Raw genomic sequence first — 20,502 nt, forward strand, 5'->3', positions numbered from 1 at the left:
CCGCGCTACCAGCCGAGTAGCCACAGGGCGTCGGCGGGGACGGCGATATCGTGCTGATGGGTGAGGTCGCGGTAGCGCCCCTGGTGGAACACCAGGGGGTCCGCGTTCGGCCGCGGCCTCTCGAAGGCGAGGACGCGGCCGATGAAGATGGTGTGGTCGCCGCCCGGCACCTGATGCTCGGCGGCGCACTCGAAGTGGGCGACGGCGCCCTGGATCAGCGGCGCGCCGGTGAGGCCGGTCTCGGGGGCGAGACCCTCCCACTTGTCCGTCATTGCGCGGGCGAAGCGGTTGGAGATGGCGCTCTGGTTGTCCGCCAGAACGTTGATGGCGTAGTGGGTGGCCGCCCGCCAGCCGTCGATGCCGCTCGCCGCGTTGGCGACCGAAAACAGCACCAGCGGCGGGTCCAGCGACACGGACGCGAAGGAATTCACCGTCATGCCGAGGCGCGTTCCGTCCGGCAGGGCGGCGGTGATGACGCACACGCCGGTGACGAAGTCGCCCAGCGCGCGGCGCAGCGCCTTGGGGTCGATCGCGGGCGGTGCGTCGTCGCTCACGAGGCGATCTCGCGGCGCTGCGTCTCGTAATCGAGGAGGGCGAGCGCGTTGTCGCCACCGGCGATGAGGCCGGGAAGGAGAACGCGCAGCCGGTCGAAGTCGGACGCGCCGAGCGCGGCGAAGAGGGTGTCGTTCACCTGCGCCTGCGTCTCGGCCATGCGGTTCAGCCGCTCGGTCCCCGCGTGGGTGATGGTGAGGTTCACGCGCCGCCCGTCCGACGGGTTCGGCGCCTTCTCGACGAGGCCCTTCTTGGCGAGGCGACCCACCTCGGCGGTCACGAAGGCGCCGCTATAATGAAGGTGGCTTGCGACCGTCGACACGCTGACATCGCCGGCCCGCGACAGATGGGCGATGGAGATGAGGATCGTATATTGCGGGCCGGAGAGGTCGGTCAGGCCGCCGAGGCCCTGACGCACCGCTTCGAGCCGCGCGGTGAAGGCGAGGAGGCCGTGGACGACGCTGCGGAACGCATCGTCGCTCCCCTCGCGGACCAGAGCGGGGCGGTTGACCGTCATCGGCCGATCCGGGTTCGGATCGTCTGCGCCGTGAACGGCAGCGGAAGGGGTGCGCTCAGGATACAATCCTGGCTCCTTTCAAAACTATATTCGCTAAGTTACAAAGGTAATTCGCCGTGTCAATGCCTTTGGCAGGGGCATGGCGAAAGGGTGTGCAGCAATGTGCCGGGACGGCCCGGCGCCCGCACCGCCCGTGCCCGCGTCGCGGTGTCGGATTTGCGAAGGGATCCGCGTCGGCTCGGGTGGCTGAGGGGAAGCGCCGCGCTCAGTGGCCGAGGGCGGCCAGCGTCGTCTCGCTCACCTCGCCGCGCTCGATCTTCAGCGCCCGATCGGCGACACCGGCCAGAAGCTGCGGGCTGGATTCGGTGATCAGCAAGGCGAGGTCGCCGCGCGCGTCCCGCACCTTGGCGAGCGTGCGCGCATAATTCAGCGCCAGCGCCGGGGCCAGCCCCTGGAAAGGTTCGTCCAGCAGAATGGCCTTGGTCGCCACCACCAGGGCGCGGGCGAGCGCCACCATCTTGCCTTGACCGCCGGACAGGCTGCCACCTGGGCGTTTTCTGAGGTCCGCAAGCTCGGGCATCAGGTCATAGACGGCAGAGAGGCGCTCGCCCTTCACCTCTTTCGAGAGGTTCAGCGCCACCGCGGGCAGAAGCAGGTTCTCCTCTACCGAAAAGGCCGGGATCATCCGCCGGTCCTCCGGCGCGTAGCCGATGCCGAGCGCCGCCCGCTGGTGGTCCGCCGCGGCGAGGAGATCGGTTCCGCCGAGGCTCATCGACCCGCCGGTGAGCGGGACGAGGCCCATGATCGCTCGCAAAGTCGTCGTCTTGCCCGAGCCGTTGCGGCCGACGAGAACAGCGGTCTTCCCCTGCGGCAGCTCGAACGTCACCCCGCGCAGCACGGTGTGCCCCGCCAGCGACACGCGCACGTCGTCGAGTTTCAACATCAGAGCACCCCCACGACGTCCCGCAGCACGGCCGGATCGGTCAGCACGGCATCGGGCGCGCCGTCCGCCACCACGCGCCCCTGGTTCCACACCACCACGCGGTCGGCGTATCGGCGCACGAGGTCCATGTCGTGCTCCACGAACACGGCGGTGACGCCGCGCTCGCGCAGCACCGCGGCGAGGCGGTCCATCAGCGGAAATTTCTCGTCGGTGGAGACGCCCGCGGTGGGCTCGTCCAGCAGCAGGAGGCGCGGCTTCAGCGCCAGCGCCAGGGCGATGTCGGTCAGCTTGCGCGCGCCCTCGTTCAGCGCGTTGGACGATGCGCCCACCATGTCTGCAAGGCCCACGGTGGTGAGAAGATCCATCGCCGCCTCTCGCACCGCCGGGCTGCCGAGCGGCGACTGCCAGCGCCAGAAGCCCTGGTTCGCCGCCACCGCCAGCATCAGGTTCTCCAGAACCGTGTGCTCGGTGAAGAGCTGCGGGATCTGAAAGGCACGGGCGATGCCGAGCTTCGTCACGTCGCGCGGGCGGGCGCTGGTGATGTCGCGCCCTTCGAGCCTGATCGTCCCGGCCTGAGGCTTCACGTAGCCGGTGGCGAGGTTGATGAAGGTCGTCTTGCCCGACCCGTTGGGGCCGATGATGGCGAGGAATTCGCCCGCGTTCACGTCGAGGTCGACGCCGTCGGCCGCCTTCACGCCGCCGAACGCCACGCGCACGCCGCGCACGGACAGAAGCGGGGCGCTCATGGCCGCTCTCCCTTGCGGGTGATCCGCTCGATCAGCCCATGGAGGCCGCGCGGCAGGAAGAAGATCACGACGAGAAGCCCCGCACCGATGATGATGTTCCAGGCGTCCGGCGCGTAGATCACCGCCGCCGCCCGCACGCTTTCAAGGAAGGTGGCGCCGATGAACGGTCCCGCCACGCCGCCGATGCCGCCCAGCACTGCCACCAGGACGAGCTGGCCCGAGGTGGTCCAATAGGCGAGGTCCGGCGTGATGTGGCCGACGATGAGCGCATGGATCGCCCCGCCGATGCCGGCCAGCACCGCCGAGCCGACGTAGGCGAAGAGGAGCACGCGCGGCACGGCGATGCCGAGATATTCAAGGCGGATCTCGTTGGACTCGACGGCCGGTAGCGCCTCACCCATCGGGCTCTTCAGGTAGCGGTGGACGACGATGCCGACCACGAAGGCGAGGCCGAGGCCGCCATAGAGCAGGATCGCCTCGAACGCCTCGCGACCGACCGTCATGCCGAGCACGCGGGGCGTGGCTATGGATAGGCCGTCCGTGCCGCCGGTGAGGGTGTAGAGCTTGGACAGCAGCGTGTAGCCGACCATCGACACCGCAAGGTTCAGCATGGCGAAGAAGATGCCGCGATAGCGCACCATGAAGAGGCCGATGACGAGGCCGAAAAGGCCCGACACGACGGCGGCCGCGACGAGCTGCGGGATGAGAAGGTTCACCCCCGCGCGGCTGGACAGGAAGCCCACCGTGTAGGCGCCGACCGCGTAGAAGAGCGCGTGGCCGATGGAGATGAGCCCGGCGCGCAAGAGGATGGCGACGCCGAGCGCGGCGAACCCTTTGGCGAGCACCAGCGTGAACACGAAGGCGAGCCACGGGAAGAAGGCCGGGATGGCGGCGAACGCGGCGGCGAGGGCGAGGATGATGATGAAATGCAGCATGGCGCGTCAGATCTTGCGCTGTGTGGCGGCGCCGAACAGGCCGTAGGGGCGCACGAGCAGCACGGCGAGCATGACGAGATAGGGAGCGACGGGTTCGAGCTGCGGCACATAGTAGATGGCGAGCACCCGCGCGATGCCGACGATGACGGCGGCGAGCGCCGCGCCCTCGATCTGGCCGAGGCCGCCGATCGCCGCGACCGCGAAGCCGAGAACGATCGCCTCGGCGCCGAGCCCCGGCGCCACGCCCGAGTTGGGCGAGGCGAGCGCCCCGCCGAGCGCGGCCAGAAACACGCCGATGGTGAAGGCGGCCATGTAGACGCGCCGGGTGTCGATGCCGAGCGTTGCCGACACTTCCGGGTCCGCCACCACGGCGACGATCATCTTGCCGAGGCGCGTGTGGTGCAGCATCACGCGCAGCGCCACCACCACGGCGGCCGCCAGCGCGATCAAGAGAAGCTGGTAGTTGAGGTAGATGATCCCGCCGATATCGGAGATGCCGAGCACGTTGACGGCGGCGTCCTGATAGTAGGCCTGCACCCCGAAGACGAGCTTTTGCAGATCCTCGAAGATGAGGAAGAGCGCGAACGTCACCAGGATCTGCACCGCTTCGGGCTTGCCGTAGGTGAAGCGGATGAAGGTGCGCTCGATCACCGGGCCGAGCAGCGCGGCGGTGAGAGCGGCGGAGAGGAAGAGAATGGGGAAGGACAGCCACTGTGGCGCCCCCGCGCTCATCACCACCCCGCCGATGGTGACGGCCACATAGGCGCCCACGGCATAGAAGCTGCCATGGGCGACGTTGAGCACCCTAAGGACCGAGAATACCAAGGTCAGCCCGACGGCGATGAAGAAGATGAGGGCCGAGGCGGCGAGGCCGTCGACCAGCATGGGAAGGAGAAAGTCCATGGCGCGTCCGGGGTGGTGTCTCTTGCTGCAGGCGCCCCCGCCGGGACGGCGCCGCCAGGGCGGCGGTGCGCCCTGGTCAGGGGAGGGCGGGGCCGCCCTCCGGACGATGCGGGCGAGCGTGTCGCCCGCGCGATCAGTTCAGCGAGCCGGGGGCGGGCAGCTCGGCGGCGAACTCCGGCGTCAGCGTCGACACCCATTCGATCGGATCCGCGCCGACGGGCGGGGTGATCGCGGCGCCCGGATAACGCACCATCTCGGCAAGCTCCGGGGTGCCCGTGCCGCCGGTCGTCATGCCGACGATCTGGTCGACGATGCCGTCGTGGTCCTCACGCACGGTGACGGTGCCGGTCAGCGTTTCCGCGGTGATGCCGTCCAGCGCGGCCAGCACCTCGTCCTTGGTCGGCCAGGTGCCGCCATTGGCTTCCATCGCCGCCTCGTAGGCCGTCTTCACCACGAGGATGGTGTTGGCCATCTTCATGCCGGGGAACACCGGATAATCGCCGAACTTCTCGTTGTAGGCGGCGGCGAAGTCGAGCGCCTCCTGCTTGGCGTCCGGCGCGTTCCAGAAGCTGTCGCCGAGAACGCCGACGATGACGCCCTCCGGCAGCTCGACCCGCTGCAGGATGGATTCGCCCAACGCCAGGATCACCTGCGACGAGCGGAACAGGCCGCGCGCGCTCGCCTGACGGGCGAAGCTCTCGAGGTCGCCGCCCCACATGTTGGAGAAGATGATGTCCGGACGCGCCGCGGCGATGCGGCTGATTTCGGTGTTGAAGCTCTGCGTGCCGAGCTTGGGGAAGAGCTCCACCACCACTTCGGCGTTCGGGTTGAAGGCCTTCATGGCCGCGGTGAAGATCGCCGCCGCATCGTGGCCGAACGCATAGTCGGGGTTGATGATGGCGATGCGCGTCGCGTCCGGCGCCTTCTGCGCGGCATATGCGGCGTAGGCGACGAATTCGGGCACCGTGGAGGAGTTCGGGCGGAAGACGTAAGGATGCTCGGCGTTCAGGAAGAGCTGGTGCGTGTCGCAGTTCCAGGTGACCATCGGCATTTCGAGCTGGTCGGCGATCGGCGCCAGCGCCATGCAGTTGCCGGAGGAGAGGGCGGCGACCATGATGTCGGTGGAGCCGTCGCCGGCGAGGCGGCGGAACTCGGAAACCACGCCTTCGCCGCCCTGCGCCTCGTCCACATAGGTCGGGGCGACGGGCACGCCGCCGATGCCGCCGTCCGCGTTGATCTGCTCGATCATCAACTCGGCGGCGTTGCGGCCGGGCATGCCGTAGGCGGCGGCCGGTCCCGAGGCGAAGGTGAAGATCCCCATGCCGAGCTGCTCGGGCTTGTCCTGGGCCAATGCTGCGGGGGCAAGCATGGGAGCGGCGGTCATGGCCAGTGAAAGGGCTGCCACGATTGCTTTCATCAAGGGCTCTCCTTCGAGTGGAACCGCCGTAGCGGTGTGGTCAACGGGTCGGACGGGGGTCGAGCATAGCCGGACCGCAGGGGCCTCCGACTCACGCACGGCGGGGCCTCGGGAGGCATTTAAAAAGAACTTGTGAAATTTCACAAGTTCTTCCATGAAGGATTTATGAGGCTCGCAGAGATACGGACATGCCGTTCGTTTCGTATGCGGCGCGCAATCTAATACAAGATCGGGGCCAAGATGCGAGGCTTCCTGGCGAAGGAGTGGGAATGGTCGACCTGGCGCTGAGGATCGAAAGCCGCGACGGTGTGCGCGACATCACGATGACGGTGAAGACACTCATCGTTGCAGGGTGGACCGGCCGCGACAAGGAGTCGATGGAGCATCACATCGCCGAGCTTGAGGCGATCGGTGTAAAACGTCCGGCTCACACGCCGATGTATTATCCGATGTCGCCGACCCGTATCAATCATGAGACACACTTGGACGCGATCGGCGACGCGCACAGCGGCGAGGCGGAATTTGTCCTTTATCAGACCCCCGAGGGGCTGTTTGTCGGCGTCGGCTCCGACCATACGGACCGTGAGGCCGAAACCATCGGCATCACCTTGTCCAAGCAGCTGTGCGACAAGCCCGTCTCGGTGACGGTGTGGCCCTATGACGAGGTCGCGGGTCACTGGGACGAGCTGGAGATCGAAAGCGTCGTCGAAATCGGCGGTGACAGCGTGACCTACCAGACCGGGCGGGTCAGCGCGATGCTGTCGCCCGAAACGCTGATCCAGGGCCTGCCGGGCGGTCTGCCCGTGGGTGCGGTGATGTTCGGCGGGACGCTTCCGGCGATCGGCGGCGTGCGTCCGGCGGATCGATTCGAGGCGACCTTGCGTGATCCGGTGTTGGGCCGGTCCATCTCGCATGGGTATACGGTGCACAACTTGCAGGTCCCCGGTTGAGGGAGAATTCCTCGTAATGGTTGAATGCGGTCATGATTTTGAAGGGTAGAGGGCGGATTCGGCGATGAGTATCGGAATGGAAAGCCACGCCCCCGCCGGCAAGCCCCTGCGCCGTCGCTCCCTTCGCGACGTCGCTTATGACCGCATCAAGGAAATGATCATCACCTGCGAGCTTCGGCCCGGCGAGGTGATCAGCGAAGCCGCGGTGAGCGCCGCCCTCGACATCGGCCGAACCCCGGTGCACCAGGCGCTGGACCGGCTGATGGTGGACGAGCTCGTCGAGGTCATGCCGCGCAAGGGCGTGATCGTGCGCCCGCTCAGCCTGCACGAGGCGCACGATCTGTCCGAGGTGCGTCTCATCAACGAGACCTATTCGGTGCGCCTGGCCGCCCAGAGGATCACGCCGGCCGAAATCGACCTGTTGCACCAGAACCTGATCCGTATGCGCGCTGCGGAGCGGGACTATGATTATCACGCCCTCATCGGCGTCGACCGGGAGTTCCACGCCACGCTGGCGTCGGCCAGCCGGAACCTCATCATGGCCGATTTCCTGTCGAACCTGCAGGATCGGGCGCTTCGGTTCTGGTTCGTGTCGCTGAAGGTGCCGGAGCATCTGGCGCGCATCTGCAGCCAGCACACGGCAATCGTCGACGCCGTGGCCGAGCGGGACCCGGACCGCGCCGAGGAGGCCATGCGCTTCCACATCGAGCAGTTCCGCAACAACGTCAGCCGCCTCATCTGAGGCGGCGGCGCGGCCCGGCGGGCGCTATTCCATCGCCAGGATCATGTTGCGCACGGCCGGGTAGATCTCCTTTTCCCACCGCTTGCCGTTGAACACGCCGTAGTGGCCCACATTGGCCTGCAGGTGGTGGCGCTTCAAATGCGGGCGCAGCGAGCGGCAGAGATCGTGCGCGGCGGTGGTCTGGCCGAGCGAGCAGATGTCGTCGCGCCCGCCCTCCACGGTGAGGAGGAAGGTGTTGCGGATCGCGCCGGGGTCCACCAGCTCGCCGCGGTGGTGGAACTCGCCCTTGGCCAGCTCCGCCCGCTGGAAGATCCGGTCCACCGTCTCCAGGTAGAACTCTGCCGTCAGGTCGAGCACGGCGAAATATTCGTCGTAAAAATCCTTGATCTTCTTCGCCTTCTCGTCCTCGCCGTTGAGAAGGTAGGTGTAGAGCTTGCGGTGCTGGTCCTTGTGGCGGTCCATGTTCATCGCCATGAAGGCGGCGAGCTGGATGAAGCCGGGATAGACCCGCCGCCCGCCGCCCTTGTGCTGCCACGGCACGGTGGCGATCAGGTTCTTCTCGAACCACTCCAGCGGCTGATCGAAGGCGAGTTCGTTGACGAGGGTCGGGCTCTCGCGCGTGTCGATGGGGCCGGCCATCAAGGTCATCGTGCGCGGCGTCGCCGGGTTGTTGGCCTGGGACATCACCGACACGGCGATGAGCGCCTGAACGCACGGTTGGCACACGGCGAGCACGTTGCTGCCGGGGCCGAGATGCTCCAGGAACTTGATCACGTAGTCGACATAGTCTTCCACGCCGAACCGTCCGGCGGACAGGGGGACGTCGCGCGCGTTCGTCCAGTCGGTGATGTAGACGTCATGGTCCTGCAGCAGGGTCTGGCAGGTGCCGCGCAGCAGCGTCGCGAAGTGGCCGGAGAGGGGGGCGACGACGAGGATCTTCGGCTGCGGCGTGTCGATGTCCTTGGCGAAGCGCAGCAGTGTGCCGAAGGGGAGGCGCATCGCCACCTCTTCGCGGACGGGCACGTCCCGATTGCCGACGCGCACGGAGGAGATGCCGAACGCAGGCCGCTTATGGCTCAGCTTGAAGCGGGAGAGCATCTCCATGGAGGCATCGAAGATGCTCCGCTCACCGGGACGGACGGGAAGCACGGGCCAACCGCCGATGCGAGCGTGCCGCGCGAAGGCGCGCAATGGCGCGATCATGTCGTCTTGCAGCTGGTACATCTGGTAAAGCATCGGCGCGTTCCCTTACGTCCCCCAACTCGCTAAGCTAGCTAGGACATTCTCATTCATGATGCGATCAATTTCTCATCCGCATCATGAAACCAGCGGAGCGATGGCCATGGCCGAAGCCACCCTCACTATATCGTCCAAGAATTACTCCTCGTGGTCGTTGCGAGGCTGGCTTCTGTGCAAAATGGCCGGTCTCGACTTCGAGGAAAAGCCGGTCGACATCGACGATCCGGAGCAGCGCCAGGAGCTTCTTCTGCTCTCGCCCTCGGTCCGCGTGCCGCGGCTCGCCCACAACGGGGTCGAGGTGTGGGACACCCTGGCGATCGCCGAATACCTCTACGAGATCGCACCGGGTGCCGGCCTGTTGCCGGAGGATCAGGCGGCACGCGCCCACAACCGCGCCGTCTCGGGCGAAATGCACTCCGGGTTTTATAATCTGCGCTCGGCCTTGCCGATGAACATCAAGGCGCGTCACCAGTCGTTCAAGATCTTCTCCGGCGCCCGGCCCGACGTGGCGCGCATCAAGGAGATCTGGACCGAATGCCTGACGCGCTACGGCGGCCCCTTCCTGTTCGGCGCACCGACGATGGCGGATGCGATGTATGCGCCCGTGTGCACCCGGTTCCGCACCTATGCGGTCGAGCTGGAGCCGGAGTTGCAGGCCTACTGCGACACCATCTTCGACTGGGCGCCGATGCAGGAGTGGATCGCCGCCGCGCTCGAGGAGCCGGACGAGGTGATCGAGCTCGAAGTGGAGTTCTGAGTCTCAGCCCCACCTGCGGCGGGATGCCGCACCTGGCGCAGTAGAGAGCGCGACTCTGCAGCAACACCCCAGACCTCGTGTTCGGCCGCCGGTGTGCGCATGGCGGCCGCAGAGCGGGGGCAGTCGAAGCCGCTCGTTCGCATTGCTGCAACGGCTCGGGCCGCGGCACGTTTGGGTGCACACGGAAAGACAAGGGCTTTCCCGCTCGTACGCAGCGACCGGCGTCGTGCCTTGAGCCAAGCTCGAAATGCGAAAAATTCCAAAAGATTGCCATGGTGCCCTCGAGTTTGGAGGAATTCTTGCTGCATGGAGTATAGTTTAAAATAAATCTAGCTCTAGCCGGTCAAGTTTTTCGTTGACCTCCACCACACGCCGTCTTAACGCCCGCAAATGTTGCGTTTTTCCACTCAGCGGGCGGTACGGATGGCGGCAGGGTTCAGCGGCACGGCGAAGGGGGCGGGGCTCTCGCGCCGCACGATCCTCGCGATGGCGGGGACGGTGGCCGGTGCCGCCGCCGTTCGGGCGCTGCTGCCAGCCCCTGCACACGCCACCGCGTCCGCGCTGCGCCACGGCTTCTCGCCCATCGGCACGCTCAAATACGCCCCGCACGAGGCGTTCGCCTATGTCGATCCCGCAGCGCCGCGCGGGGGAACGCTGCGCCTGTCGCGCGTCGGCGCCTTCGATACGGTCGACACGCTGACCTATCCGGGTCGCCCGCCGGCGGACCTGCGCCTGATCTACGACCATCTCTTCATAGCCAGCGACGACGAGGTGGCGAGCTACTACGGCGTGCTCGCCGACGATATCGACGTCGCGGCGGATTATTCCCGCGTCACCGTGCGCATCAACGCCGCCGCACGCTGGCACGACGGGCGACCCGTGCGGGCCGAAGACGTGGTCTTCACGTTCGCGCGGCTGAAGGAGGCGGGCGCGCCTTTCTACCGCCAGGCCTTCCGTCCTTTGACCGTGTCCGCCGAGGGCGACCGCGTCATCTTCGCGACCAGCCGCGCCGGCGACCGTGACGTGGTGCGGCGCATTTCGACCATTCCGATCCACCCCGAGCACGTGTGGGCGGAGGGAACACCCGCGGCGCCCGTCGGCTCCGGCCCTTATCGTCTGGAGACCTTCGCGGCGCCCGAGCGGCTGAGCCTGGTACGCGCCGAGGACTATTGGGGCGCCGATCTTGCCGTCAATCGCGGGCGCTGGAACTTCGACCGCCTGGCGTTCAGCTTCTACCGCGACCCGACCGTGGCGCTGGAGGCCTTCAAGGCCGGGGAGACGGACGTTCGGGCCGAGGACGACCCGGCGCGCTGGGCGGGCGGCTATGATGGTCCGGCGCTGAGGGCAGGCGACATCGTGCGCGAGGAGGCGGCGGTGGAGGGCGTCGGCGAGCTGGCCGGGCTCGTCTTCAACATTCGCCGCGCGCCTTTGGCCGACCGCCGCGTGCGCCTGGCGCTCATGCTGGCCTACGACTTCGAGGCCGTGAACCGGCTGATTTTCCACGGCGCCTACCAGCCACTGGACAGCGTCTTCGCCGGCACACCGCTGGAGGCGGACGGCGAGGCGGGACCCGAGCGCGCGTTGCTGCCGGGCCTGTCCGAGGCGGCGCTTACAAATCCCGACCCGCTGGCGGGGCTGCCGCGCCCCGGCTCGCGCGAGGCGCTGGGCGAGGCGATGCGTCTCCTCGACGAGGCGGGGTACGTCATCGACGGCGGCGCGCGGATCGACCCCTCGACCGGCGCGCCGCTGGTGCTCAGCGTTCTGTCGATGGGTCCGGCCTTCGGCAAGGCGCTGGCGTGGCTGACGAACGGGCTGCGGCGCATCGGCGTCGAGCTTGCCGAGGTGAGGGCCGATCCCGCCACCGCCGCAACGATGATGCTGGAGAAGGACTTCGACCTGGCGACGCTGACCTGGTCGCCGGCGCGCCTTCCTGGCACGGCCGAGCGGCTCTTGTGGCACAGCGCGCTGGCCGATGCGCCGCATTCCTACGCCTTGTCGGGCGTTGCCGATCCGGTGCTGGACGGGGCGATCGAGGCGCTGGAACGCGCGTCCGACCCGGACGAGCTGGCGCTTGCCGGGCGCGCCTTCGACCGCGCCTTCCGCCAGATCGCGCCGATGATCCCGCTGTGGCGTGAGGCCAGCGTCCGTACCGCGTGGTGGGACCGCTTCGGCCGACCCGGCGCGGAGGTGGCCGGCTTCGCCCCGTCCCCTGTCGATCGCTGGTGGAGCCGCGCCTGATGCGCCGCGCCCGCCGGCCTCTCATTTTCCCTTTCCTGCCAAACGATGGAGGCGCGTCGTGTTTATCGCGATGAACAGGTTCAAGGTTCGCAAGGGCTCCGAGGAGGAGTTCCAAAATGTGTGGCTGAACCGCGAAGTGAAGCTGCGCAAGGAGCCGGGTTTCGTGGAGTTCAAGCTTCTGCGCGGGCCGGAGCGTGAGGACCACACGCTCTTTTCCTCGCACACCACCTGGGCCAGCGAGGACGATTTCACCGCCTGGACCGAGAGCGCGGCGTTCCGCGAGGCGCACCGCGCGGCGCCCACCCGCGCGCCTCTCTACATCGGCGGGCCGAGCTTCGAGGGTTTCCTCGTGTTGCAGACCGTCGGCCCGGCAGAGACCGAAGCGGCCTGAGCCGCGCCCGGCGCCGTGGAGCGGGAGGGGCGGCGCGTCTGCCCCTCTCCACGATGATTGCACGCTCCTGGCAAGATCGTGCTTTTGAATTACTCTGATTTACTTTTGTTGTACTGTGGCAACTGTGCAGTTTTGTGTATGAATATTATTGACTCGCGCCCGCCTGTGCGCCAATTGTCCGACGAAATTCACTGAAACATCAAAAGATGGTGGCGCAGTCAGCGTGGCTCGTCACCAGAAGAGGTGCTGCTATGATTACAGTCGATGCCACACAGGTCGCGGAAGGTGTCGACTATGCGTCGTTCCTTGCAGACTACTATGATGGTCTTCCGGTCGGCGCATCCACCTATCACGGTGGTGAACCGAGCTTCGCCTATGGCGGCTCCTACTATGTGAGCGGCCCGCAGGTTGCCTTCTCGTTCGAAGAGTTCGCGCAGATGGTCCTGCTCTCGGGCAGCGACATCGCGTACGACTTCATCGCCAACGGTGCGCAGTACGGTCACGGCATTTCGGGCGACATCGACTCGATCACCTTCGGCTACGACAGCGACAGCGTGACCACGGCGGACGGCACCGAGAACGGCCTCCTCGTCGGCCTCGAAGGTCTGACCATCAGCGGCCTCGGCCTGGAAGCCGAGCCCGGCAGCGGCAACGTGCTGGAAAACCCGGTCTACGCCCTCTACACGGCCGCGCGGACCGGCACGAACGGCGAAGAGGTCGACTTCATCGATTGGATGTACGACCTCTTCTCGACGGAGGCTCAGCACATCCTCGGCTCCGAGGCGGACGACGTGTTCACCGCCACCGAATTCGACGACATCGTCGAAGGCAATGGCGGCAACGACCTGCTCGACGGCGGCGAGGGTGACGACCGCATGCACGGCGGCGAGGGCGCCGACACGATCACCGGCGGCGAGGGCGACGATTTCGTCTCCGGCGACGCCGGCGACGATCTCATCTCGGGCGATGCCGGCAGCGACACCCTCTACGGCCGCGACGGCGATGACACCATCGACGGCGGCGAGGGCGACGATCTGGTCGCCGGCTTCGACGGGGACGACCTTCTCGAGGGCGGCGCCGGAAACGACACCATCATGGCCGGCGAAGGCAGCGACACCGTCGACGGCGGTGCGGGCGACGACCGCATCTTCGGCCGCGACGGGGACGATGTGCTGAACGGCGGCGAGGGTGACGATCGCATCTTCGGTGATGCCGGCAACGACACCATCACCGGCGGGGCAGGGCGTGACGGCCTGTTCGGCGGCGAGGGCGAGGACGTCTTCGTCTACGAGAGCGCGACCGACTCCGAGTTCGGCGCGGCCGACAACATCCGCGATTTCGAAGTGGGCAGCGACACGATCGACCTCTCCGCATTCGGCGAGCTCGCCTTCGTCGAGCGCTTCTCGGAAACCGAAGGCGAGATCCGCATGGTCGAGCGCGAGGACGCCGGACGCACCGCCGTGCAGGTCGACGTCGATGGTGACGGCAGCGCCGACCTCTACATCGTCGTCCACGCCACCGGCCTGACCGAGTCCGACTTCCTCGTCTAAAGGCACGATCCCGGCATGTGGCGTACCCCTCTCATCTGGCTCCTCCTTGCAGGAACGAGCCTGACCGCCGCCAGCGCGCAGGACATCGTGCTGGACGAGGTCGTGGTCGCGAGCGAGCCCGAGGCGTCCCCCGCGCCCGCGCCCGCCAGCACCCTGGTGAGAGTGGCCGCGCCGCAGCCGACCCGCGTCGCGGCGGCTCCGGCCCCCGCGGCGCCCACGTCCCTGGTGGAGCCGGATCCGGCGCAGACGACGCCCGCCCCCAGCGTCGCCGCACTCAACCCGCGCCTGTCACCGGCGGCCGACGCGGCGCTGATGGCCCCCTCCGCCACCACCGTCATCACCCGCGAGACGATCCAGCGGGAGGGCGGGCGCAGCATCGCCGGCGTGCTCGAAAGCACCCCCGGTGTGACCGTCACCGAATCGGCCGACGATCCGGCCGTGTCCATCAACATCCGCGGCATGCAGGAGTTCGACCGCGTCGCCGTCACCATCGACGGGGCGCGTCAGAATTTCGGCCGATCCGGCCACTCCGCCAACAGCTCGGTCTATGTGGACCAGCGGATGATCCAGTCGGTCGACATCACGCGCGGTCCGGTCCAGGCGGTGGGCGGCAGCGCCGTCGGCGGCACCGTCGCGTTCGAGACGATCGACGCCGACAACGTGTTGCGGGACGATGAGACCTGGGGCGGACGCCTCGAAACCTCGGCGGAATCCAACGGCCCCGGCGGCGTGATCCACGGCGAGGCCGCCGCGCGCATCGGCCAGGCCTTCGACGTTCTGGCGGCCGGCACGTTCCGCCACGCCAGCGACTACCGCACCGGCGACGGCGAGCGCGTCCAGAGCGCCACCGAGCTGACGTCGGGCCTGTTGAAGACGCGGCTGCGGCTGGCCGAGGAGCACGAAACCGTGTTCTCCGCCATGCGCGTCGCCAATGACTTCCGCAACGGCACCGCCACCGTCCGCAGCACCCAGCAGACCGACGACACCGTCACCCTCGGCCACCACTGGGACAGCGCCATCCCGTTCATCGACCTCAACGCGAAGGTCTACTATACGGGCACGCACCTCGATCAGAAGAACCTGTCGGGCACGTCCGAAGGCGCCACCCGCAGCTTCGACATCGCCACCTATAGCGGCTCGCTCTACAACACCGCCACCTTCGACGCCGCCGGCTTCAGCCACACCACCACCATCGGCGGCGACGGCTTCTATGATGACGTCACCTCGAAGGACAGCGTCGGCCTGTCCGACGGGTCGACCCCGTCCGGCTCGCGCGGCGTCTATGGCGCCTACGTCCAGCACGCCATGGAACGCGGCTGGTTCGAGGTGATCGGCGCACTGCGCTATGACGGCTACTGGTCGGACGGCACTGTGGCGGACACCGGCGAGGACATCCACAAGTCCGACGGTCACCTGTCGCCCAAGATCACCGTCGCCGTGACGCCGGTCGAGCCGGTGACCTTCTACGCGTCCTATTCGGAGGCCTTCCGCGCACCGTCGATCACCGAGACGCTGGTGCAGGGCGTCCACCCGCCTCCGGCCCAGTTCGACTTCATCCCGAACCCGTTCCTGGAGCCGGAGATCGCCCACAACATCGAAGCGGGCGTCAACCTCGACATGAACAGCGTGTTCCGTTCGGGCGACGCGCTGCGCTTCAAGGGGTCGGTCTTCCACAATGTCGTCGACAACTACATCGTCACCATCTGCTCCGCCTTCCCGCTGCCCGGCGGCTGCACGTACGAGAATCTCGACCGCGCGCGCCTCTACGGGTTCGAGGTGGACGCGATCTACGACATGGGCCGCGCCTACGGCCAGGTGACCGCCACCTACACCGAAGCCGAGACGATGGGTGACGACGACACCGATTTCGTCGGCATTCAGCCCTGGCGCGTCGCCGGAACGCTCGGCATGCGCGCGTTCGAGGGCAAGCTCGACGTGAGCGCCACCGTCACCCACACCGGCGCGGTGCCCGATGCCGCGGAGAACGGCTTCATCGGCGATGCCTATACGCTGGTGGACGCGGCGATCAACTACGCCTTCACCGACGATACCTCGATGCAGATCGCGCTGAAGAACATCTTCAACGAAGACTACACGCAGTATCTGGACCTCGAGCCGAGCCCCGGTTTCTCGGCCTTCCTCACCGTCAGCCACCGCTTCGGCGGGTCCCCGCGCACGGCACCTCAAGGAGACTTGTTGTGAGTATCGACATCCGGCTCAGCAACGTCGGTAACGTTGGCACCGACTATCCCGCCGACCTGAACACCTTCATCAACAGCTACATCTCGTCCGGCTTCCCCTACATGGAGGAGGACGACCAGATGGTGCTGTTGGGTGAAACAGACGGCGCCGACACGCAGATCATCATCCTCAACGGCGCCGACCTCGCCTACGACATGGGCAGCCACACGGTCACCGGCTCACTGGACGAGATGATCGTCGGCACCCTCGGCGAAAGCTGGAACGACGACGGCAGCTTCGACCTCGACAGCGACGGCCACATCACCAGCTACACCACGCTGATCGCGTTCGAGGACCTGGATCTGGTCAACAGCTCCGGCCGCGGCGACGTTCACAACCTGGTGGCCGAGCTGATGTATCTCGGCGGCAGCTCCGAGCGTGAGCTGGAGACCTTCGACAGCATCCTCGACCAGCCGCAGCAGATCTACGGATCGGCCGGCAACGACGTCATCTACGGCACCGCCCACGACGATACCATCGATGGCGGCGACGGGCGCGACGTGATCCTCGGCGGCAACGGCGACGACGTGATCAACGGCGGCGACGGTGTGGACGTTCTCGTCGGAAGCCTGGGCGACGATACGCTGTCCGGCGAAGGGGACAACGACAAGCTGCGCGGCCGTTGGGGCGACGACGTCCTTCACGGCGACGACGGCGATGACGAGCTTCTCGGCAACGCCGACGACGACGAGCTGTTCGGCGGCGCGGGCAACGACCTCATGATCGGCGGCATCGGTTCCGACACGATCGACGGCGGCACCGGCAACGACATCGTCCACTACCGCACCGCCGACGAGCCGGACGGCGACGTGATCCTCGGCTACGACGACGGCGTGGTCTTCCGCCTGCGCCGCTTCGACGCCAACGAGTCGACGGCGTCGAACGACAGCTTCGACTTCCTCGGCGACGACGATTTCTCCGGCGACGGCGGCGAGCTGCGCTACGAGATCGTCGGCCGCGATACGGTCGTCTATGGCGACGTGTCGGGCGACGGTGAGGCGGACTTCTCGTTCACCGTCGTCGGTGTCCAGGGCCTCACCGAGAGCGACTTCATCCTCTGACGAACAGCGCGCCTGCGGCCTCGCGGGCGGACCTTTCGGCGAGAGACCGCCACCACAATGGATGAGGCCACGGCAGAGCGATGCGTCTGCCGTGGCCTTGTCGCGTCCGCCTGTGCGGGCGGACGTTTTCGCGCCGGGCAACCGGCAGGGTCGTCCGCGGGCGTGCACCTTGCGCACCGCCCCGGACAGTCTCGGTCATTTCATGAAGATGTTTCGCACCGTCGTCCGGCATTGGCTGGAAAGTTGGTCGCGGTTGTCGGCCATGCAGCGGGCGATGCGGCCTTCACCTGGCTCCACCGTCGAGCAGTAGCGCTTGTAGTCCTCGCGGCACGACACGAAGATCTGCTTCATTTCGGCGCGCGAAAGGTCCGGCATCTGCTGCGTTTGTGCCGTGGCACCGGCCACGCCGGACATGAGCGCGGAGGCGGTGAAGGCCGCAACGGCCAGGCGTTTGGTCAGGTTCATCGTGTGAACTCCTCTGCGGGTGCACGGCGGACGGGGCATCGCGATGCGGCCGATCCACCGGCATGGTTCAAGAAGGGGTGAGCGCCGCTGCGCGTTCCATCGGGCGATACCGGCTCAGGCGTGCCGGTGACGGTTCGGGTCCCGGCCCCCGCATCGGCGCAAGAGAGCCGGTGAGGGGCATGCGCCACCGCGGCTGACCCTTCGATTAACGGGTGATCGTCGTAGAGCGCGACACGCCGCGGTAGGGGCCGGACGTGGAACCGGAGATGGTGCAGGCCCCGCCGGCGCAGGTGGCCGAGCTGCTGCGGTGCAGCGAGTTGCCGTAAGGGCCGGTGCGGGTGGCGGTGCGCGAGCAGGTGTTGCCGACACAGCCGGTGCTGGCGCTGAAGCTGGCCGTGGCGCCATAAGGACCGGTGGTCACGCGCTTGCGGGTGAAGGCATCCGCATCCGACACACCACCAACCACGACAGTGAGGGCCAGAGCCGCACCCATGAGACCTTTGATCATTGGTAACCTCGTCCCTATCAACCCCGGCTGGACCATTCCGCCGGCGACACAGACAAGATAGGACGCGATTGTTGCTCTCAAATTGCATGGCAACATCAGTTTGTCGCAACGTGTCACCGTGTGTAACAATGTGTATACGTCGGCCATCCGTGGATTTACTGTGCTTCTTAACCCTGACATCCTGACTCCATGACCGCAGCCGCCCCCGCTCCATGACAATGACCATGACCGCGCCCGCCACCATCGTCGTCGTCGAGGACGATGCGGAGATCGCCGAGATGATCGCAGGCCTCCTGCGGGCCGAGGGCTATCTGGTCCACACCGCCGGTGATGCTCATGCCCTGGGTGCCGTTCTCGCCGCCGTCCGGCCCGACCTTCTCATCCTCGACGTGATGCTGCCGGGCGAGGACGGGCTGTCCATCTGCCGCCGCATGCGCGCGGCGAGCGCCGTGCCGATCCTGATGCTGACCGCCCGCAGCGACGAGATCGACCGCGTCCTCGGTCTCGAAATGGGCGCCGACGACTACGTGGTGAAGCCGTTCGGCCCGCGCGAGCTGGTGGCGCGGGTGCGCGCCCGGCTGCGGCGCGCCGCCGATCCGCAGCCGGTGAGCCGCCCCAACCGCCGCTACGCCTTCGACCGCTTCGTGATCGACCTCGACGCGCGCCAGTGCGCCACCGCCGAGGGCGAGGAGGTCAGCCTCACCACCGGGGAGTTCGATCTTCTCGCCTGCTTCGTCGGCGCGCCGCGGCGGGTGCTGACGCGCGACTTCATCCTCGACAAGATCCGCGGCCGCGGCGCCGACCCGTTCGACCGCACGGTCGACATGCTCGTCTCGCGCCTGCGCAAGAAGCTGGACGCGGCCAGTCCCGGCACTGCCCTCGTCGGGACCGTTCGCAACGGCGGCTACCTCTTCACCGCCACCGTGAAGCCGCTGACGTGATGGCGCCTGACCTGACGCCGCCGCCCCCGGCCGCTGCGAGCGTCCGCCGATGATCCCCGCCCTCAGCCTCAAGAGCCGTCTGGCGCTGATCGTCCTGTGCGCCGTCATGGTCTTCTGGCTGGCGGCGGTGACCTACTACTATGCCTCGCTGCGCCCCTCGCGCGATCCGGCGCTGCTGCCGGCCGAGCGCATCGCCGCCATCGTCGCCCTGTTCGAGGAGGGAGGCGACCGCGATCGGCTCACCACCGCACTCGGCGCGTCCGGCCTTATGGTGGAGGTGCGGCCCTCGCCGGGGGGGCAGGGCGCCGCCGCGGATGCGCTGCCGCCGGGGGCCGAGACCGCCGACCCCCTGGCGCTGCCGGACGGGCGCAACGTCAGCGTCCACCAGATCCCCACCGAAGCGCGAATCATCACCCGTCTGACCCGCACCATGGAAGGCTATCGCTTTCAGGTGCCGCTGGGGACCGGCGAGCTGCTGGTGATCGAAACCCGCATTCCGCCGACGCTGAACTTTGCCGGGCTGCCGGTGGGCATCGTCGCGGGGCTGGTCGGCACGCTCGTCGCGCTGGTGACGCTGGTGATCCTGCACCGCGAGATGGCGCCCCTGAAGCGCCTCGCCGCCGCCGCGGACGCGATCGACCTGTCCGGCACCTCGCCGCCGCTGCCGCAGTCCTGGTCCTCGGCGCCGGAGATCCGCTCCCTGGTCGCGTCATTCAACCGCCTTCAGGCGCGCCTCGCCACGCTGATGACGGCGCGCATGGTCATGGTCGGCGGCATCTCCCACGACGTGCGCACCTTCGCCACGCGCCTGCGCCTGCGCCTCGAACTTCTGCCGGACAGCGAGGTGCGTGACCGGGCCATCGCCGACGTGGTCGACATCGTTCACATGCTGGACGACGCCATCGTCGCCACCCGCGCGGGGGTGGGGGAGCTGAGCGAGGAGCTGATCGTCTTCGCCGAGCTGGTGGAGGAGGAGACGGCGCTCCGCCGCGGCCTCGGCGGGGCGCACGAGCGTCCGGTGACCCTGGCCGTGGACGCCACGGCGCGGGACATCAACGTGCTCGGCGACCGGCTTGCGCTGAAGCGGATGGTGGCCAACCTCATCGACAACGCGCTGAAATATGGCGGCGCAGCGCACGTCGCCCTGTCCTGCGGCGCCGGAACGCTCAGGCTGGTGGTGGACGACGAGGGTCCCGGCATCGCCGCCGCCGACCGGGCGCTGCTGCTGGAGCCGTTCGTCCGCGCCGAGGGCTCACGCAACCGCGCGACCGGCGGGGCCGGGCTTGGCCTTGCCATCGTCAAGAGCCTCGCCGAAGCGCACGGCGGCGCGGTCGCCATCGACGATGCGCCCGGAGGCGGCGCCCGCTTCGTGCTGACGCTGCCGGAGTTCCGGCTTTAGGCGGGCG

The 20,502-nt window shown here is 67.6% G+C and carries 20 protein-coding genes; 10 read left to right on the forward strand and 10 right to left on the reverse strand.

The genetic code is table 11. From position 1 onward, the window contains the following. Positions 1-5: 5 nt before the first annotated feature. The 7 genes from BIX52_RS11265 to BIX52_RS11295 form a co-directional block, all read right to left on the reverse strand. Positions 6-554, reverse strand: coding sequence for a flavin reductase family protein (locus BIX52_RS11265; protein WP_075221146.1), 549 nt, complete (start codon positions 552-554; stop codon positions 6-8). Beyond that, positions 551-1,069, reverse strand: a complete 519-nt coding sequence (locus BIX52_RS11270) for a MarR family winged helix-turn-helix transcriptional regulator (protein ID WP_075221147.1) — start codon at positions 1,067-1,069, stop codon at positions 551-553. Before BIX52_RS11270 ends, BIX52_RS11265 begins: the two co-directional genes overlap by 4 nt. Before the next feature lie 265 nt (positions 1,070-1,334). After that, a complete protein-coding gene (locus tag BIX52_RS11275; protein ID WP_075221148.1) occupies positions 1,335-2,012 on the reverse strand; it encodes an ABC transporter ATP-binding protein in 678 nt (225 codons plus the stop codon). After that, positions 2,012-2,758, reverse strand: coding sequence for an ABC transporter ATP-binding protein (locus tag BIX52_RS11280; RefSeq protein WP_075221149.1), 747 nt, complete (start codon positions 2,756-2,758; stop codon positions 2,012-2,014). The genes BIX52_RS11275 and BIX52_RS11280 overlap by 1 nt, the downstream gene beginning before the upstream one ends. Beyond that, complete coding sequence (locus BIX52_RS11285; RefSeq protein WP_083660171.1) at positions 2,755-3,693, reverse strand: branched-chain amino acid ABC transporter permease; 939 nt, start codon at positions 3,691-3,693, stop codon at positions 2,755-2,757. The genes BIX52_RS11280 and BIX52_RS11285 overlap by 4 nt, the downstream gene beginning before the upstream one ends. Positions 3,694-3,699: 6 nt before the next feature. Further along, positions 3,700-4,596 (reverse strand): branched-chain amino acid ABC transporter permease, encoded by an 897-nt coding sequence (locus BIX52_RS11290; RefSeq protein ID WP_075221150.1) that lies wholly within the window; start codon positions 4,594-4,596, stop codon positions 3,700-3,702. Between the two features lie 133 nt (positions 4,597-4,729). Beyond that, complete coding sequence (locus BIX52_RS11295; RefSeq protein WP_075221151.1) at positions 4,730-6,013, reverse strand: ABC transporter substrate-binding protein; 1,284 nt, start codon at positions 6,011-6,013, stop codon at positions 4,730-4,732. A 269-nt stretch (positions 6,014-6,282) separates the two neighbouring features. On the opposite strand from BIX52_RS11295, the gene BIX52_RS11300 reads away from it, so the two are divergent. Next, positions 6,283-6,963: a DUF2848 domain-containing protein gene (locus tag BIX52_RS11300; protein ID WP_075221152.1), complete on the forward strand. Its 681-nt coding sequence runs from the start codon at positions 6,283-6,285 to the stop codon at positions 6,961-6,963. A 64-nt stretch (positions 6,964-7,027) separates the two neighbouring features. Beyond that, positions 7,028-7,705 carry a GntR family transcriptional regulator gene (locus BIX52_RS11305; RefSeq protein WP_075221153.1) on the forward strand — a complete coding sequence of 226 codons (678 nt, stop codon included), beginning with the start codon at positions 7,028-7,030 and terminating at the stop codon, positions 7,703-7,705. A 24-nt stretch (positions 7,706-7,729) separates the two neighbouring features. Here BIX52_RS11305 and BIX52_RS11310 read toward each other — a convergent pair whose 3' ends face one another. Then, positions 7,730-8,941: a polyhydroxyalkanoate depolymerase gene (locus tag BIX52_RS11310; RefSeq protein ID WP_075221154.1), complete on the reverse strand. Its 1,212-nt coding sequence runs from the start codon at positions 8,939-8,941 to the stop codon at positions 7,730-7,732. 106 nt (positions 8,942-9,047) lie between these two features. Here BIX52_RS11310 and BIX52_RS11315 point away from each other — a divergent pair, with 106 nt between their 5' ends. From BIX52_RS11315 to BIX52_RS11340, 6 genes are all read left to right on the forward strand, one after another. Continuing rightward, positions 9,048-9,701: a glutathione S-transferase family protein gene (locus tag BIX52_RS11315; protein WP_075221221.1), complete on the forward strand. Its 654-nt coding sequence runs from the start codon at positions 9,048-9,050 to the stop codon at positions 9,699-9,701. Between the two features lie 423 nt (positions 9,702-10,124). Beyond that, positions 10,125-11,939 (forward strand): extracellular solute-binding protein, encoded by a 1,815-nt coding sequence (locus tag BIX52_RS11320; protein WP_075221155.1) that lies wholly within the window; start codon positions 10,125-10,127, stop codon positions 11,937-11,939. A 58-nt stretch (positions 11,940-11,997) separates the two neighbouring features. After that, positions 11,998-12,330 carry a heme-degrading protein HmuQ gene (gene hmuQ, locus BIX52_RS11325; protein ID WP_075221156.1) on the forward strand — a complete coding sequence of 111 codons (333 nt, stop codon included), beginning with the start codon at positions 11,998-12,000 and terminating at the stop codon, positions 12,328-12,330. 251 nt (positions 12,331-12,581) lie between these two features. Continuing rightward, positions 12,582-13,880 carry a calcium-binding protein gene (locus BIX52_RS11330; RefSeq protein WP_075221157.1) on the forward strand — a complete coding sequence of 433 codons (1,299 nt, stop codon included), beginning with the start codon at positions 12,582-12,584 and terminating at the stop codon, positions 13,878-13,880. A gap of 15 nt (positions 13,881-13,895) precedes the next feature. Then, positions 13,896-16,082 (forward strand): TonB-dependent receptor domain-containing protein, encoded by a 2,187-nt coding sequence (locus BIX52_RS11335; protein WP_075221158.1) that lies wholly within the window; start codon positions 13,896-13,898, stop codon positions 16,080-16,082. Then, complete coding sequence (locus BIX52_RS11340) at positions 16,079-17,182, forward strand: calcium-binding protein (protein ID WP_075221159.1); 1,104 nt, start codon at positions 16,079-16,081, stop codon at positions 17,180-17,182. The genes BIX52_RS11335 and BIX52_RS11340 overlap by 4 nt, the downstream gene beginning before the upstream one ends. A gap of 195 nt (positions 17,183-17,377) precedes the next feature. On the opposite strand, the gene BIX52_RS11345 is transcribed toward BIX52_RS11340, so the two are convergent. Both BIX52_RS11345 and BIX52_RS23935 read right to left on the reverse strand, forming a co-directional pair. Then, entirely contained in the window at positions 17,378-17,647 is a 270-nt protein-coding gene (locus BIX52_RS11345) for a cysteine rich repeat-containing protein (protein WP_075221160.1), read from the reverse strand. Positions 17,648-17,852: 205 nt separating this feature from the next. Next, on the reverse strand, positions 17,853-18,155 hold the full coding sequence (locus tag BIX52_RS23935; protein WP_075221161.1) for a hypothetical protein: 303 nt from the start codon (positions 18,153-18,155) through the stop codon (positions 17,853-17,855). Between the two features lie 224 nt (positions 18,156-18,379). Between BIX52_RS23935 and BIX52_RS11355 the strand changes: the two genes are divergently transcribed. Both BIX52_RS11355 and BIX52_RS11360 read left to right on the forward strand, forming a co-directional pair. Continuing rightward, positions 18,380-19,096, forward strand: coding sequence for a response regulator transcription factor (locus BIX52_RS11355; RefSeq protein WP_075221222.1), 717 nt, complete (start codon positions 18,380-18,382; stop codon positions 19,094-19,096). 49 nt (positions 19,097-19,145) lie between these two features. Beyond that, a complete protein-coding gene (locus BIX52_RS11360; protein ID WP_075221162.1) occupies positions 19,146-20,495 on the forward strand; it encodes a sensor histidine kinase in 1,350 nt (449 codons plus the stop codon). Positions 20,496-20,502: the final 7 nt, after the last annotated feature.

The sequence above is a fragment of the Acuticoccus yangtzensis genome (assembly GCF_001927245.1).
Taxonomy (GTDB): domain Bacteria; phylum Pseudomonadota; class Alphaproteobacteria; order Rhizobiales; family Amorphaceae; genus Acuticoccus; species Acuticoccus yangtzensis.

Excerpts from the sequence above, each read along its gene's own strand:
- BIX52_RS11270 (WP_075221147.1), bottom strand. The coding sequence starts at position 1,069 with ATGACGGTCAACCGCCCCGCTCTGGTCCGCGAGGGGAGCGACGATGCG.
- BIX52_RS11275 (WP_075221148.1), bottom strand. The coding sequence starts at position 2,012 with ATGTTGAAACTCGACGACGTGCGCGTGTCGCTGGCGGGGCACACCGTG.
- BIX52_RS11280 (WP_075221149.1), bottom strand. The coding sequence starts at position 2,758 with ATGAGCGCCCCGCTTCTGTCCGTGCGCGGCGTGCGCGTGGCGTTCGGC.
- BIX52_RS11285 (WP_083660171.1), bottom strand. The coding sequence starts at position 3,693 with ATGCTGCATTTCATCATCATCCTCGCCCTCGCCGCCGCGTTCGCCGCC.
- BIX52_RS11290 (WP_075221150.1), bottom strand. The coding sequence starts at position 4,596 with ATGGACTTTCTCCTTCCCATGCTGGTCGACGGCCTCGCCGCCTCGGCC.
- BIX52_RS11295 (WP_075221151.1), bottom strand. The coding sequence starts at position 6,013 with ATGAAAGCAATCGTGGCAGCCCTTTCACTGGCCATGACCGCCGCTCCC.
- BIX52_RS11300 (WP_075221152.1), top strand. The coding sequence starts at position 6,283 with ATGGTCGACCTGGCGCTGAGGATCGAAAGCCGCGACGGTGTGCGCGAC.
- BIX52_RS11305 (WP_075221153.1), top strand. The coding sequence starts at position 7,028 with ATGAGTATCGGAATGGAAAGCCACGCCCCCGCCGGCAAGCCCCTGCGC.
- BIX52_RS11310 (WP_075221154.1), bottom strand. The coding sequence starts at position 8,941 with ATGCTTTACCAGATGTACCAGCTGCAAGACGACATGATCGCGCCATTG.
- BIX52_RS11315 (WP_075221221.1), top strand. The coding sequence starts at position 9,048 with ATGGCCGAAGCCACCCTCACTATATCGTCCAAGAATTACTCCTCGTGG.
- BIX52_RS11320 (WP_075221155.1), top strand. The coding sequence starts at position 10,125 with ATGGCGGCAGGGTTCAGCGGCACGGCGAAGGGGGCGGGGCTCTCGCGC.
- BIX52_RS11330 (WP_075221157.1), top strand. The coding sequence starts at position 12,582 with ATGATTACAGTCGATGCCACACAGGTCGCGGAAGGTGTCGACTATGCG.
- BIX52_RS11335 (WP_075221158.1), top strand. The coding sequence starts at position 13,896 with ATGTGGCGTACCCCTCTCATCTGGCTCCTCCTTGCAGGAACGAGCCTG.
- BIX52_RS11345 (WP_075221160.1), bottom strand. The coding sequence starts at position 17,647 with ATGAACCTGACCAAACGCCTGGCCGTTGCGGCCTTCACCGCCTCCGCG.
- BIX52_RS23935 (WP_075221161.1), bottom strand. The coding sequence starts at position 18,155 with ATGATCAAAGGTCTCATGGGTGCGGCTCTGGCCCTCACTGTCGTGGTT.
- BIX52_RS11355 (WP_075221222.1), top strand. The coding sequence starts at position 18,380 with ATGACCGCGCCCGCCACCATCGTCGTCGTCGAGGACGATGCGGAGATC.
- BIX52_RS11360 (WP_075221162.1), top strand. The coding sequence starts at position 19,146 with ATGATCCCCGCCCTCAGCCTCAAGAGCCGTCTGGCGCTGATCGTCCTG.